General features: G+C 73.5%; 8 protein-coding genes. 4 read left to right on the forward strand and 4 right to left on the reverse strand.

Annotated elements, in window-relative coordinates; genetic code table 11:
* Nucleotides 1-55: 55 nt before the first annotated feature.
* The 4 genes from ABZZ04_RS11495 to ABZZ04_RS11510 all read left to right on the forward strand — a co-directional run bounded on the left by ABZZ04_RS11495 (nt 56) and on the right by ABZZ04_RS11510 (nt 7,083).
* Nucleotides 56-3,673: a CDP-glycerol glycerophosphotransferase family protein gene (locus tag ABZZ04_RS11495; protein ID WP_356932113.1), complete on the forward strand. Its 3,618-nt coding sequence runs from the start codon at nt 56-58 to the stop codon at nt 3,671-3,673.
* 164 nt (nt 3,674-3,837) lie between these two features.
* On the forward strand, nt 3,838-5,067 hold the full coding sequence (locus ABZZ04_RS11500) for a hypothetical protein (RefSeq protein ID WP_356931980.1): 1,230 nt from the start codon (nt 3,838-3,840) through the stop codon (nt 5,065-5,067).
* A gap of 65 nt (nt 5,068-5,132) precedes the next feature.
* Complete coding sequence (locus ABZZ04_RS11505) at nt 5,133-6,647, forward strand: bifunctional glycosyltransferase/class I SAM-dependent methyltransferase (RefSeq protein WP_356931981.1); 1,515 nt, start codon at nt 5,133-5,135, stop codon at nt 6,645-6,647.
* 70 nt (nt 6,648-6,717) lie between these two features.
* Nucleotides 6,718-7,083: a hypothetical protein gene (locus ABZZ04_RS11510; RefSeq protein WP_356931982.1), complete on the forward strand. Its 366-nt coding sequence runs from the start codon at nt 6,718-6,720 to the stop codon at nt 7,081-7,083.
* 74 nt (nt 7,084-7,157) lie between these two features.
* On the opposite strand, the gene ABZZ04_RS11515 is transcribed toward ABZZ04_RS11510, so the two are convergent.
* The 4 genes from ABZZ04_RS11515 to ABZZ04_RS11530 form a co-directional block, all read right to left on the reverse strand.
* Nucleotides 7,158-8,078 (reverse strand): carbohydrate ABC transporter permease, encoded by a 921-nt coding sequence (locus tag ABZZ04_RS11515; protein WP_356931983.1) that lies wholly within the window; start codon nt 8,076-8,078, stop codon nt 7,158-7,160.
* Entirely contained in the window at nt 8,075-9,472 is a 1,398-nt protein-coding gene (locus ABZZ04_RS11520; protein ID WP_356931984.1) for a sugar ABC transporter permease, read from the reverse strand. Before ABZZ04_RS11520 ends, ABZZ04_RS11515 begins: the two co-directional genes overlap by 4 nt.
* Nucleotides 9,473-9,476: 4 nt before the next feature.
* A complete protein-coding gene (locus ABZZ04_RS11525) occupies nt 9,477-10,832 on the reverse strand; it encodes an ABC transporter substrate-binding protein (protein ID WP_356931985.1) in 1,356 nt (451 codons plus the stop codon).
* Nucleotides 10,833-10,974: 142 nt separating this feature from the next.
* Nucleotides 10,975-14,643 carry an FHA domain-containing protein gene (locus tag ABZZ04_RS11530; RefSeq protein ID WP_356931986.1) on the reverse strand — a complete coding sequence of 1,223 codons (3,669 nt, stop codon included), beginning with the start codon at nt 14,641-14,643 and terminating at the stop codon, nt 10,975-10,977.
* Nucleotides 14,644-14,981 lie beyond the last annotated feature (338 nt).

Raw genomic sequence — 14,981 nt, forward strand, 5'->3', positions numbered from 1 at the left:
CCACGGGGTTGAGCCGTACGGACAGCCAGGCCTCCGATGAACGGACGTGCTCACCATGTCGCCACGGCTCAGCGTCGTCGTACCCGTCCACAACGTGGAGCTCCACCTGACGGACTGCCTGAAGTCCCTCGCGGAGCAGACCATGACCGACCTGGAGGTGGTGATGGTCGACGACGGGTCCACCGACGGCAGCGCGGACCTGGCCGCCGAATTCGCCGGACGGGACGGCCGGTTCCGGCTGGTGGGCCAGGAGAACGGCGGGACCGGGCACGCCCGCAACACCGGGGTCCGCAACTGCGACCCGGGCGCCCGCCACCTCGCCTTCGCCGACGGCGACGACGTGCTCCCGCCCCGCGCGTACGAACTCCTCGTCGGAGCCCTGGACGGGACCGGATCGGACCTCGCGTCCGGCAACGTGCTGCGGCTGCGGGCCGACGGGCGGCTCCAGCAGTCGCCCGAGCTGCGCAGGCCCATGGCGACGACCCGGCTGCGCACCCACATCTCCCGGGACTGGGACCTGGCCGCGGACCGGACCGCCTGCAACAAGGTCTTCCGCCGGTCCTTCTGGGACGAGCACGCCTTCGCCTTCCCGGTCGGCACCCTCCACGAGGACATCCCGGTCGTCCTGCCCGCCCACTTCCTGGCCCGCTCCGTCGACGTCATCGAGGACCCCGTCCGCCACCGGCGCGAACGGCCGGGCCGGGGCACCACCCGGCGCGCCGCCGTCCGCGACGTCCAGGACCGGGTCTCGCACCTGCTGGGGGTCTCCGCCTTCCTCGACGAGCACCGCGGCGCCGCCGACAAGCAGCGCTACGAGGCGCACGTGCTCACCGACGACCTCTGGCACTTCATGGCGGCGCTGCCCCACGGCGACGAGGAGTACCGGCGCGCCTTCCTCACGTACGCCAACGAGTTCACCGACCAGGTCGACCCGGCCGTCCTGGACGGGCTGCCGCTGCGGCTGCGGCTGATGTGGCACCTCGCGCGCGAACGGCGCACCGGCGAACTGCTGGACCTGCTCGCCCTCGACCGGGCCGAACCGGGCGCGTTCGCGGTACGGGGCCTGCGCCGCCGCACCGCCTCCTACCCGGTCCTCACCGGACCGGTGCCGCGCCCGGTGCTGCGGGTCGACGAACGGGACCTGCCGCTCACCGCCCGGCTGCGGTCCGCCCACTGGCAGGGCGGCCGGCTGCACCTCAAGGGGTACGCGTACATCCGGAACCTGCCCGCCGGGCCGCGCGGCGGCGAGCTCCGGGCGGGCTGGCTGCGCGCGGGACGGCGCCGCGTGGTGCCGCTGCGGCTGCGCACGGTCGACGAGCCCGAGGCCACCGCCCGGTCCCGGCAGAGCCTGCACGACTACGACCGGTCCGGCTTCGAGACCGTCGTCGACCCGGCCGGGCTCCGCATCGGCGCGGCGGACGGCCCCGGACGGCTCACCTGGCGGCTGGAGATCGGCATCGCCGGACACGGCATGCTGCGCCGCTGTGTTCTCTCGGCCGACGAGGAGGCCGTCCCGCCGCCCGTGCACCGCCCGGACGGCGACCACCGGATCGTGCCCGACCTCGACGACGGAGGGCTGGTGCTGCACGCCGAACGGATCGACGCCCGCTTCGAGACACACCGCGCGGGCGACGCGGGCGACGGGTCCGCCACCGTGGTCATCGACGGAATGATCCGCGACCGGCTCTGCCAAGGGCCGTTGCGCCTCGCACTCACCCACCGGCCCTCGGGAACCTCCTTCGACTGCCCGGTGACGGTGCACGAGGGGGCCGCCCCCTCGGCGGCGGGCTGGCGGCGGTTCACCGCCGACGTCCCGCTCGACGCCTTCGCCGGTGCCCGGCCGGGCACGGCGGAGGGCACGGGTGGGAGGGAGAGCGAGGGGGAGGGCGAGGGAGAGGGCGAGGGGGAGCCGCACGCGCAACTGTCGTACGACCTGCGCCTCGTCGGCCCCGACGGGCGCCGGACGCCGATCGACGTGCCGGGCCCCGTACCGCCGGGCCGCTACCCACTGGACGCGAACGGGGACGGGGACGGGGGCGGGCGGCGCGAGCTGGGTCTGACCGCGAACTCCCGCGGCAATCTGCTGATCAGCGACCGCACCGTGCAGCCCGCCGTCGACCTGGTGACCTGGACCCGGGACGGCCGGCTCCTGCTGGAGGGCACCTACCCGGCCCTCGCGGGGCAGCCCGTCGAACTGATCGCCCGGCACGGCGGGCACGACGAGGAGGCCGCCTTCCCGCTGACCCTCTCCGGGGACGCCGGGGCCCGCCGCTTCAGGGCCGAACTCCGGCCGGACGCCGTCGACGGCCCCGGCGGGAAACTGCCCCTGGGCCAGGGCCGCTGGCACCTCCTGCTGCGCGAACGGCACCCGGCGGGCGACACGCGTCCCGGCCGCGACACCCCCCTGCGCATCCCGGCCGCCGCCCACCGCACCCTGCCCGCCGCCCGCACCCTCACGGGCCGGGAGTACCGCGTCGAGCGGCGCTGCCACGACCGACTGCTGATCGTCGGCGGCCCGGTGCTGACCGCCCGGGAACGCGGACCGCGCGGCCGGCGGCTGCTGAGCGGGGCGTACCGGACCATGCGCACCGCGCCGCTGCGCGAAACCGTGCTGTACAGCAGCTTCGACGGCCGCCAGTACTCCGACTCGCCGCGCGCGATCCACGAGGAGATCGCCCGCCGGGGCACCGGGGCGGAACACCTCTGGGTGGTCCGCGACCAGCAGGCCCGCGTCCCCGCCGGCGCCGCGACCGTGGAACACGGCTCGACCGCCTGGCACGAGGCCCTGGCCCGCAGCCGGTACGTCGTCACCAACACCCAGCTGCCCGAGTGGTTCGAGCGGCGCGAGGGCCAGTACGTCGTCCAGACCTGGCACGGCACTCCCCTCGAACGCATCGGCCCGGACCTCGCGGGCACGGAGCAGGCCGACCCCGCCCACCTCGCCGCCGTCGAGCGGCGCGCCCGGCAGTGGAGCCTCCTCGTCTCCCCGAACAGCTTCTCCACCCCCGTCCTGCGGCGCGTGTTCGGCTACCGGGGCGAGATCCTGGAGTGCGGCTCCCCCCGCAACGACCTGCTCCGCGCCGTCGACCGGACCAAGGTCGCCGCCGCGGTGCGGGAGCGGCTCGGACTCCCCGCGGGCAGACGGGTCGTGCTGTACGTGCCGGCCCGGCGCGACGACCGCCCGTCGGCCGGTGGCCGCCACACCCTGGACCTGCGGCTCGACCTGGCCGCCGCCGAGCGCGAACTGGGCGCCGACACCGTCCTGCTGGTGCGCCGTCACCCCCTGGTCGGCGGCCGTGTCCCGGACAGCGGCAGCGGCTTCGTCCGGGACGTCTCGCGCCACGACGACGTCGGCGAGCTGATGCTGATCAGCGACGTCCTGGTCACCGACTGCTCCTCGCTGATGTTCGACTTCGCCCCGACCGGCCGCCCGATGCTCTTCCACACCCACGACCCGGCGCACCACCGCGACACCCTGCGCGGCTTCTGCCCCGACTTCGAGGCCCGCGCCCCCGGCCCGCTCATCGCCGATTCCGCCGGACTGATCGAGGCCCTGCGCGACCCGGCGCGGGCCACCGCGGGACACGCACGGGCGTACGAGGCGTTCCGCCGGGACTTCTGCGACCTCGACGACGGGAAAGCGGCGGCGAAAGTGGTCGACCGAATGCTGTGACCGCCGAATTCCGCCCGACGGACTCTGGACCATTCGAGTGATCGGCGGGTCCGGATGTCCGGGCGGAAAAGCGGTGCATTCAAGTAACGGGCCGTACGGGCGCGGTCATGGGTGCGTCGCTCCGCGTCCTCTTGTTGCTACGTTCTGTTTTCATGGGTATCCGAATGCGATGCGAAACCTGGGACGTGCGGCGTGCGAGGACGGTCGTGCTCGTCGCCGCGGCGGCGGGTCTCCTCACCCGAATGCTGATCGCGGCGAATCTGCCGGGCCCGGCGGACGTGCGGATCTTCCACGGTTTCGCAAAGGCGATCGTGCGCTACGGACCCATTCGGATCTATGAACAGCCACTGCCCGGACTGCCCGTCTACAACCACCCGCCACTGGCCGGCTGGCTGCTCCTGGGACTGAACGAACTCGAAGAACTCGGCATCCCTTTCGGCACGCTGATCAGGTCTCCCGCGTCGATCGCCGATTTCTTCTGCGCGCTGCTCGTCTTCGAGATCGTGCGCCGCCGCCGCTCCGTCGGCGCGGCCCTCGCCTGCGGCATCGGAGTGGCCGCCAGTCCCGTCCTCATCGCCACCTCCGGCTATCACGGCAACACCGACGCGGTCGCCGTCACCTTCGCCCTGGCCGCCGCCCACCTCCTCGTGGACCGGAAGGCCCCGCTGGCCGCCGGGGTGGCCGCCGCGCTCTCGATCAGCGTCAAGTTCATCCCGGTGGTGGTGCTCCCGGCCCTGTTCCTCGTCGCGCTGCGGGCCGGCCGGCCCGCCCTCGTCCGCTTCTGCGCGGGCTTCGCCGCCCTGGTCGCCCTGGTCTGGGGGCCGGTCCTGATGACCGTGCCGCAGAACCTCCGGGAGAACGTCCTGGAGTACGCGGGCGGCGGATACCGCCTCTGGGGCCTCGTCAGGTTCGCCGAACTGTTCGGCCTGCCGGAGCCCGCCATCACCTACATCGAGGGCGACGGCCACTTCCTCTTCGTACTGGCCTGCATGGCGGCCGGGGCCTGGCTCGCCCTGCTGCGGCCCGCGCAACTGCCCGCCGTCGTCGCCGTCACGACGGGCCTCCTGCTGCTGCTCTCCACCGCCTCCGCCCTCCAGTACCTGACCTGGGCGGCGGCCGGACTGTTCGTCATCGGCTTCTGGGAGGGTGCCGCGTACGGCTGCCTGCTCGGCCTGACCGCGATCCTCGGCTACCAGGGCCGCTCCGCCGTGCGCTGGAGCGAAACGGTGCTGCACCTCGGCGAGGCCGGCTGGGTCCTCCTCGCCGTCTGCCTCGCCGTCGGCGTCCGCAAGATCCTCGCCGCGCCGCCCGGCCCGCCCCCGGAAAACCCTGACGGGCGGGTCCCGGTCGCGGCTCCCCGCACCGCGCGACCCGCCGGCTCCGTCGTCAACTGACCGCCCCCCGAGTGCCGAGCCCCCACCCTGCACACCGCGTGCCGAGCACAACAGGAGAACACCCCGTGAAGGAAAGCCCGAGTCCCAGGATCGGCATCCTGGTGGTCGCGTACAACGCCGAGACGACATTGGAGAAGACCCTCGACCGCATTCCGGAGGACTTCCGGGCCAAGGTCGACGAGATCCTCATCCTCGACGACGCGAGCCACGACGCGACCTTCACCGCGGGCTGCCGCTGGTCGCAGTCGGAGGGAATGCCGCGCACCGTGGTGATGCGGCACACCAAGAACCTCGGGTACGGCGGCAACCAGAAGGCCGGATACGCCCTGGCCGCCGAGCACGGACTCGACATCGTCGTGCTGCTGCACGGCGACGGGCAGTACGCCCCCGAATTCCTGCCCGACATGGTCGCCCCGATCGAACGCGGCGAATGCGAGGCGGTCTTCGGGTCACGCATGATGAAATCCGGGTCGGCCCTCAAGGGCGGCATGCCGATGTACAAATGGCTCGGCAACCGCATTCTCACCCGGGTGGAGAACACCCTCCTCGGCTCGCGGCTCACCGAATTCCACTCCGGATACCGCGCCTACAGCGTCGCGGCGCTCAAGAAGCTGCCGATCCACCGGAACACCGACGCGTTCGACTTCGACACCCAGATCATCGTCCAGCTCCTCGACGCAGGAATGCGGATCAAGGAGATCCCGGTCCCCACGTACTACGGCGACGAGATCTGCTACGTCAACGGCATGAAATACGCGAAGGACGTCGTCAAGGACGTCCTCGAATACCGGCTGGCCGTCAAGGGGTTCGGCACCTGCGGCTGGATCCCCAAGCCCGTCGAATACGCGTTCAAGGAGGGCGACGGCTCCTCGCACTCCGTCATCCTGGACCGGATGCGCGGCCTCCCGCCCGGCCGGGTCCTCGACCTCGGCTGCTCCGGCGGCCTGTTCGCCGAGCGCCTCGAAGCGCTCGGCCACGAGGTGACGGGCGTGGACTACGTCGAGGTCCCCGGCGTGCGCGACAGATGCACCCACTTCCACCTCGCCGACCTGGAGGAGGGGCTGCCGCTGGAGGTCGGCACCGGCTACGACTACGTGGTCGCCGGGGACGTCATCGAGCACCTCTCCCGCCCCGACCGGGTGCTCGCCGAGATCGTCGAGGTGCTGCGGCCCGGCGGCCACGTGCTGCTCTCCGTGCCGAACTTCAGCCACTGGTACTCACGGCTGCGGGTCGCGTTCGGCGTCTTCGGCTACGACCGGCGCGGCATCCTCGACGAAACGCATCTGCGCTTCTTCACCCGGTCCAGCCTGCGCCGCACGGTCCGGGACGCGGGCTACGACGTCCTCGACGTCACGTCCACCGGGGCCCCGTTCTGGGCGCTGCTCGGCGGCGGGCCGCTCCCCGCGGTCCTCGGCGGGGCGTCGAAGCTGCTCACCCGCATCCGGCCGACGCTGTTCGGCTATCAGCACGTCGCACTGCTCACCCCGCACGCGGCCGAGACGATCATCGCTGGAGAGCACGTCGATGTACAGGACATCCTCAACCGACAGCACGTCCCCGCCGACCGGGTCGGCGTCTGACGTCACCGTTCCCCGTCCCACCCCCGCCCCGGTGTCCCCGCCCCCGGACGCCGCAGTCAGGAGCAAGACGTTGAACCTGCCCAGTCTGATGCTGCTGCTGTTCGCCGTGCTCTCCTCGGCGGGCGGCCAGATCATGCTCAAGCACGGGATGCGGAGCGCCGCGGCCGCCGCGGGGCACGAGGGCTCCCTCGCCATGCGCGCCGCGACCAGCCCCTGGGTCGTCCTCGGGCTGCTGGTCTTCGGGGTGTCCGCACTGGCCTGGATGATCACCCTGGCCACGGTGCCGCTGTCCATCGCCTACCCGTTCAACGCCCTCGGGTACCTGCTGATCGTGCTGGCCGGGGCGACCGTGCTGCACGAGCGGACCTCGATGTGGACCTGGGGCGGATCGTTTCTGGTGGTCATCGGCCTCGTCACCGTGATGGTGGGCCAGTAGCGCCGGGAACGCCGGACGGGCCCGTTCCCGGGCCCGTCCGGTTCTGTCGTGCCCGGCCGACCGGGCGGCAGCGGCTACTTCACCGCGCCCGCCATCACGCCGGAGACGAACTGGCGCTGGAAGGCGAAGAAGACCGCCAGCGGGATCACCATCGACACGAAGGCGCCGGGCGCCAGCACGTCGATGTTGTTGCCGAACTGCCTGACCTGCTGCTGGAGGGCCACGGTGATCGGCGGCGAGTCGGAGTCCGCGAAGATCAGCGCGACCAGCATGTCGTTCCACACCCAGAGGAACTGGAAGATCCCCAGCGAGGCGATCGCCGGTCCGCCCAGCGGCATCACGACCCGGGTGAAGAGCCGGATCTCGCCCGCCCCGTCGAGCCGGGCCGCCTCCAGCAGCTCCCTCGGGATCTCCGCGAAGAAGTTCCGCAGCAGGAAGATCGCGAAGGGCAGCCCGAAGGCCGTGTGGAAGAGGATCACGCCCAGGGTCGTCTCGAAGATCCCGACCGCCCCGAAGAGCTTGGACACCGGGACGAGGGCGACCTGCACCGGGACCACCAGCAGTCCCACGACCACCAGGAACCACCAGTCGCGGCCGGGGAACTCCATCCAGGCGAAGGCGTACCCGGCCAGCGAACCGATCACGACGACCAGGACGGTCGCCGGGACGGTGATCATGATCGTGCTGAGGAGGGAATTGGTGATGGTCGAGTTGTCGAGCAGCCGGGAGTAGTTGTCGAAGGTCAGCTGGGAGGGGGCCGTGAAGACCTTCCACCAGCCGGTCGACGAGATCTCGTCCGAACCGCGCAGCGAGGACAGCAGCAGCCCGACGGTCGGCATCAGCCAGAACAGGGCCACCAGGACGAGGAAGACCCGCATCAGGCCCCCGCCGACGCGGGCGGCCAGCCGCGAGCCGAGGGGCCGCCGGGCCCTCACCGGTCCGTCCCCGGCGGTCGTGCCCGTGGCCGCGGCCGAGGTCGTGGTCGACGTCGTCATCGGCGCCCCTCCTTCCTGATCCGGCGGATGTTGACGTACATCACCGGAAGTACCAGCAGCAGCAGGAGCACGGCGATGGCGCTGCCGATCCCGAGGTCCGCGTCCGTGCCGAACGAGGACCGGTAGAGCTGGAGGGCCAGCACGTTCGCGTCGTCCTGCGAGGAGCCCGGCGCGATGATGAAGACCAGGTCGAAGACCTTCAGCACGTTGATCATCAACGTCACCAGCACCACCACGAGCACGGGCGCGAGCATCGGCACCGTGATCCGGCGGAACACCTGCCACTCGTTCGCGCCGTCCACCCGGGCCGCTTCGAGCAGTTCCCGCGGCAGCCCCGCGAGCCCCGCCGCGATCAGCACCATCGCGAACCCGGCCCACATCCAGACGTAGGAACCGATGATCCCCGGCGTCACGAGCGTCGGGCCGAGCCATTCGACCCCGTTGTACGGCTCCCTGAAGTTCGATGCGGGCAGCCGGAGTTCGGCGCCGTCGGCGGAGGCGGGCAGGGTGAACGTGCCGTCCGCCCCGGCCTTCGCCGTGGCGACCACCTCGCCGTTCTTGACGGCCTCGACCTCGATGCCCCGGAGCCCCAGCTCCTTGGGGTCGATGACGTTGGGTTTACCGCCGCCGCCCCGGGTGAAGTCCAGCCACGCGGTACCGGTGATCCTCCCGTCGTCCGCGACGGCGGCCTTCGCCGGCTCCGCGTCCGAGGGCATCTTCGTCGGCGCCACACCGACCAGCGGCAGCTGGACCGGCTGCCCGGCCCGCACCGTGGTCTTCGTGACGAACGAGCCGCCACCTCCCGCCCTGAGGGGGTGGACGGGCAGTGGATGCGCCTTCGGGTAGCCGGCCGACTCGGAGAACGTGTCGTGCACGCCCACCCACACGGCGTTGGCGACCCCGCGCTCCGGCGCCTGGTCGTACACCAGCCGGAAGATGATGCCCGCCGCGAGCATGGAGATCGCCATCGGCATGAAGACGACCAGCTTGAACGCCGTGCCCCAGCGGATGCGTTCGGTCAGCACCGCGAAGATCAGCCCGAGGGCCGTGGCGACCGTCGGCGCGAACACCACCCAGACCGCGTTGTTCTTGACCGCCGTGCGGATGGTGTCGTCGGTGAACAGCGCCTTGTAGTTGTCGAGTCCGGCGAAGCCCGTGCCCGCCTGGTCGAAGAACGACCGGTAGACGGAGTAGGCGATCGGATAGACCACGAGCGCGCCCAGCAGGACCAGCGCGGGCGCCAGGAAGAGTCCCGCTATGAGCCGGCGGGTGCCGGTCACGCTCCTGCGGCTGCGGTCCGGTCTGCCGAGCGACCTGTGGGGGGAGGACGCCGGGGACGGATGCTTGTCGGCGGGGGGCGCCGCGTCGGCACCCCCCGCTGCGGATGTCGTCACCGGATCAGCTCTTGTACGCCTTGGCCGCGTCGGACTCCAGCTTCGCCTGGGTCCCCGCGATGTCCTTCGGGTTCTTCAGGAAGTCCTGGAGGATCTTCCACTCGCCCTTGCCGGGCGTCCCGCCGAACGACTGCGGGGCCTGGTCGGACATGTCGAACCGGACGGAGTCACCGGCCGTGATCAGCGCCTTCGCCATCGTGCGCTGCACCTCGTTCGGGTACGCGGCGGCGTCCAGGGACTTGTTCGGCGAGATGAAACCGCCCTGCTCGGCCATGATCTTCGCGGCGTCGGCCGAGGCCAGCCAGGTCAGCAGGGCCTGGGCGCCCTTGCCGTCCTTCAGCGCCACCGCGGCGTCCCCACCGGTCACGACGGGGGCCTCGGGGCCGACCGCCGGGAACGGGAACACCTTGGCGTCGGTACCGATCTTGGCCTTCGTCTGCGCGATGTTGACGCCCACGAAGTCGCCCTCGAAGACCATCGCGGCCTTGGGGGTGTCACCGCCGGTGAAGGTCTGGGTGACCGAGGCCGGGAACTCCGTCTGCAGCGCGCCGTCCGCGCCGCCCGCGATCAGCGACGGCTTGCCGAAGAGCTGCGCGAGCGTGGTCAGCGCGTCCTTGACGGACCCGTCCGTCCACTTGATCTTGTGCTGCGCCAGCTGGTCGTACTTCTCCGGACCGGCCTGGGAGAGGTAGATGTTCTCGAACCAGTCGGTGAGGGTCCAGCCGTCCGCGCCGCCGACCGAGACCGGGGTGACGCCCGAGGCGGACACCGTCTCGGCCGTCGCCAGGAAGTCCTTCCAGGTCTTCGGCTCACTGGCACCCGCGTTCTCGAACGCCTTGGTGTTGTACCAGACCAGGGACTTGTTGGCGGCCTTGAAGTAGACGCCGTACTGGGTGCCGTCCACCGAGCCGAGGTCCTGCCAGACCTTCGAGTAGTTCTTGGTGAGCTGTTCCTTGGCCTCGGGGCCGACCGGCTTGGCCCACTTCTTCTCGGCGGCCTGCTTGATCGCGCCGACCTGCGGGATCATCGCGACGTCCGGCGGCTGACCTCCCGCGATCTTCGTACCGAGGAAGTTGACGATGGGGTCCTGCGCCGGGACGAAGGAGACCGTCGCCCCCGTGCGCTTCTCGAACTCCTTCAGCACCTTGACGAAGTTGGCCTGCTCGGCGCCGGTCCAGACCGCCGCGACCGAGAGCTTCTCGCCGTCCAGCTTCGGCAGCGCGACGGACGGGCTCGCCTCGTTCCCGGACGCCTTGTCCGGCTCGTCCTTGCCGCCGTCGTCGCTGCAGCCCGTGAGGGCCAGCGCGCCGATGGCGGTGAACACCATGGCAGCCCTGCCGATCCGATGGGTTGTGCGCATTGCTTCCCCGTCTCTCACATCGATGTGTGCGCACAGTCCTACGCCCGGCGGACGGACGCCGCAATACCGCTTCTCGTGCCAACTCCTTGATCGTGATGGGCTCGTGACGTAATGTCAGTCGATTCCCCGGGCGCCGCTCCGGTCAGGAGGGAACGGGGCCGAGCGGGGCCATCGGCTCGGCGCCCACCGAGCGCGCCGCCCGCTCCAGGGCACTGGCCAGCAGCGCGAGGTCCGTCGGACCGTTGCCCAGTTCGCGCACCGGACGCCGGGTCGGCGGATCACCCATCCGTTCCCACTCCAGCGGGACGACGGTGGGACGCAACGTCGCCGTACGGGGTATGCGACCGGTCACCCGGCCGCCCTGGAACGGGGTCACCCGGCCGTCCGGATGCCCGAGCCTGCCGCGCCCGGGCGCCGGGTCGTCCGGCGACGGCGGCACCACGGGCGCGTCCAGCACGATGCGCAGCCGGGCCCCGTCGGCCAGGTCGGTGTCCTGCGTGCGGTCCGGGCGGGCGGACGTCGCGACCAGGTGGACGCCGAGCCGGCCGCCCTCCCGGGCCACGGCCTCCAGGGCCCGCACGACCGACCCCGCGGCGGGCCGCCCGGGACTGCCGAGCGCGGGGGCGACCAGCGCGTCGAAGTCGTCGACCAGGACCACGAGCCGGGGCAGCGGAGGAGGCCCGGGCCGGGCGGCGGGCCGGGCGGCGGGGCGCAGCCGGAGCGTCCCGCTCATCGGGGACTCCAGGTCGCCGCGCTGCTCGGCGGCGGTCGGCGGACGCTGCCCGACCAGGTGTTCCGACGCCTCGTGCCGCCGGTGCCACTCGGTGAAGTCGTACGGCCCCAGCAGCTCTGCGCGCCGCTTCAGCTCACCGCCCAGCGCCTGGGCGAACTCCCGCATCCGCACCGGGTCGTTGGCCACCAGGTGCATGAAGGCGTGGGGGAGCTCGGTGCACGGGCTCAGGCTCTCGCCCCGCTCGCCACCGGCCCCGTCGACCAGCAGGACGCCCAGCAGATCGGGCCGGGCGGCGGCGGCCAGCGAGGCGGCGACGGCCCGCAGCAGCTCCGTGCGCCCGCTGCCGGCCGGACCCTCGATGAGCAGGTGGGGGCCCTCCTGCGCCAGGTCCACGCTGACCGGACCCCGGGGCCCGGCCCCGAGCACCACCACGGGCCGCCCGACGGTCGCGGGTACGGCGGCGCCGTCCGCCGCGGGGGCGGGAGCGCCGGCGGCCGCGGCGCCGTCCGTGTCCGCCTCGACGGCGATCCGGGCGGTGGCGGTGCTTCCGGTTCCTGCACTTCCGGTTCCTGCACCCCGTGCGACGATCCGGGGCGCATCGCCGCCGCGCGGCCCGCTGACCCGGTTCGAGCCGGGCCCGGCGGCACGGGGGCCGGTTCCCCGGGCCTCGTCGGCGTCGTCGCCCCGCGCGCCACCGCCACCGGCCCAGGAGCCGGTTCCGGGCACCGTCCGGGAGGCGGGGGAGCCCTGCCGCTGACTCCCTATGCGCGGCGCGGAGCCGCCCGGGTACGGGGTGCGGCCCGAACCGGGGGCGTCGTCGTCGGGGACGGGGACGTGATGCGTCGCGCTGCCCGGGTACGGGGTGCGCCCGGAGCCGGGGAAGGGGGTGGCGTCGTCCGGCGCCAGGGCGTGGCCCGGGGTGCCGATGTGGGTGGCGTTCTCACTGCCGGGGTACGGGGTGCGGCCCGGGACGTGGCCGTCGGACCCCGGCGCCCCGCCCGTGCGCTGGGCGCCCACGCGCGGGTACGCCGTACGGCCCGAACCGCGGACGTCCGCCTCACCGCCCGCGGGGCCGCCCGGCCGGCGGCCCGCGGCACCGGGCTGGTCGTCGGCGGTGGAGGCCCAGCGGGCCATCAGGGAGGCCGGGGTGGCGCGGGCCAGGCCCAGCTCGTCCAGCAGACGGGCGGTCGTCGGCAGCGCCGCCGACGGCCGGCCGTGGGCCGTCGCCGAACCCTCCGCGCGCAGCGGGGCCAGCGCCCGGCCGAACCGCTCGGCCCAGTGCGCCGACACCGCGTCCAGCGCGGCGACCGTGCCCCGGCCCGCGGCCCGGCCGTCCGCCGTCCGCAGCAGCCGCAGGGCCGTCGCCACGTCGCCGCTGAGCATCGCCACGGCCCCGCACTCGCGGAACGCGATCGAGGCGTGGCAGGCGGCCTCGTACGTCGCCGCGACCGGCGAGGTGGGCGTGGCCGAGGGGGTCTCGGCCAGGCAGATCAGATGGATGCCCGCCGCGGCCCCGGCGGCGGCCAGCCGGGCGGTGTTCTCGCGCAGCACCGCCGAGCCGGGGTCGCCGTCGACGATCACCACCGTGTACGGCCCGGTGTACCGCTCGGCGGCCTCGGCGACCGTGCCCCGGTCCAGGCTCGCCCAGCCGGGCCCGAGCGGCCCGTCGTCCAGCCGGCGCACCAGCTCCGTCGTACGGGCGGTGGCCTGCTCGCGGTCGTACGCGAGGAGCAGCCGGCAGTCCTGGCCGTGCATCGGCCGCAGATGGGGCAGCCAGCCGAGCCAGGCCCACTCGCGCCTGCGCTCCTCCGCGCCACGGGCGCGGTCGGTGCTGATCAGCACGATCTCCAGGTCGGCGGGGGAGTGCAGCGCGGCGAGCTGCGCCACCGCCGAACGGGCGAGGCCGGCCAGCCGGGTCCGCGGCCCCGCGAGCCCGAGCGAGCCCGCCTCCCGCAGCCCCACCGTGACCGGCACGGCGGGCAGCTCGGCCCGGTCCGTCGTCCCCAGCCGCACCACCAGCGCCTCGGGGTGGTCGGTGCCGCGCTCCCACAGCCGGGGGCCGGGGCCGAGCGCGGTCAGCAGCACGGCCGCGGGGTCGGGCCAGGTGCTCTGTCCGTCGGTCCCCGGCGCCGTCGACGCCGGGTCGGGGGAGGCCGGTCCGGCGGCACCGGACCCGTCGGGCGCCGCCTCGTGCACGGGCTCGCCCCGGTTGCCCGCGAGGCGTCGGGCCCAGGCGCCTATCCCGCCCCGCCGGGCCGTCCCGCCGTTCGTCTCCCCGCCGGGGAGGTGGCCGGGAGGCGCGGCGGACCGGTGCGGGCCGTCCCCGTCGCCCCCGCGGCCGTGCTCCTCGTGGGGCGCGGGGGCGCCGGGTGCGGCCGGGGCGTAGTCGTGGTCCGCGCCGTGCCCGCCGTCGGACCCGGTGCCGGCCGCCGTGCCGGAGACCCGCAGGTGCCCCTCGCCGTCCGGCGCCGTGGGCAGCGCCGGGCCGGGCGCGCCGGGGGCCAGCCGGAGCGTGGACTCGCCGAGCCGCAGCAGCGCGCCGGGCTTCAGCCGGACCGGGCGGTCGCGGACCTCCGCGCCGTCGAGCAGGGTGCCGTTGGTGGAACCGAGGTCCGCCACCGAGACCCGGCCGTCGGCGGAGACCGTCACCGCGCAGTGCAGCCGGGACACGTCGGGGTCGTCGAGCGGCACGTCCGCGTCGACGGAGCGGCCGATCCGGATCCGGCCGCCGTGCAACAGGTGGACCCCGCCCGCGTCGGGCCCCGCGACCACGTGCAGCCGGGCCGGGACGGCGTCGTCCACCGCCTCGTCCTCGCCCGGGACCTGGAGCGAGAGCACCGCACCGTCCACCAGCGGGGGTTCGCCCAGCGCGCACCGCTGCGCGTCGAGCCGCTCGCGCCCCGCGAACAGCACCACCGCGCCGCCGCCGAGCGAGCCGTCGGGGCCGAGGACGGCCGCGGCCAGGTTGGACGCCACGGTGGCCAGCGCCGTCCCGGGCGGGGCGGTGACCAGCACGTCGCACGCGCGCGCCGGGGTCTGGCCGCTGCGCGGCGCGAGGACGGTCAGCCGGATCTGCATCGCCGTCAGCGGTCCCTTCTGCGCGGGGCGCCGGGCAGGGGAAACGCCCTGTGATTCCCCCCACCCGACACGGACGCGTCGTCCGTACAGGTTCGTCACGTGCCGCGGGACTCCCGTCCCCACAGTTCCGTGCTGGAGGCATCCTCGCACCTGCCACCGACAACACGCCCGGGGGTCACCACAAAATGATCTTGAAACGTCGGCTGTGCGCCCATAAGTGCCCGCTTGGCACCCCGGAAGTGCCCGCTCGGTGCCCCGGCCACCAGGACGGAACCGTTCCGGAAGAACGTCCGGGGCGATTCGTCGCACGCGTGTGCGGCAACCATTCGCCCGGAGCG

This window comes from Streptomyces sp. NPDC006435 (genome assembly GCF_040612315.1).
Taxonomy (GTDB): Bacteria; Actinomycetota; Actinomycetes; order Streptomycetales; family Streptomycetaceae; genus Streptomyces.

Excerpts from the sequence above, each read along its gene's own strand:
- ABZZ04_RS11530 (WP_356931986.1), bottom strand. The coding sequence starts at position 14,643 with ATGCAGATCCGGCTGACCGTCCTCGCGCCGCGCAGCGGCCAGACCCCG.
- ABZZ04_RS11500 (WP_356931980.1), top strand. The coding sequence starts at position 3,838 with ATGCGATGCGAAACCTGGGACGTGCGGCGTGCGAGGACGGTCGTGCTC.
- ABZZ04_RS11525 (WP_356931985.1), bottom strand. The coding sequence starts at position 10,832 with ATGCGCACAACCCATCGGATCGGCAGGGCTGCCATGGTGTTCACCGCC.
- ABZZ04_RS11495 (WP_356932113.1), top strand. The coding sequence starts at position 56 with ATGTCGCCACGGCTCAGCGTCGTCGTACCCGTCCACAACGTGGAGCTC.
- ABZZ04_RS11515 (WP_356931983.1), bottom strand. The coding sequence starts at position 8,078 with ATGACGACGTCGACCACGACCTCGGCCGCGGCCACGGGCACGACCGCC.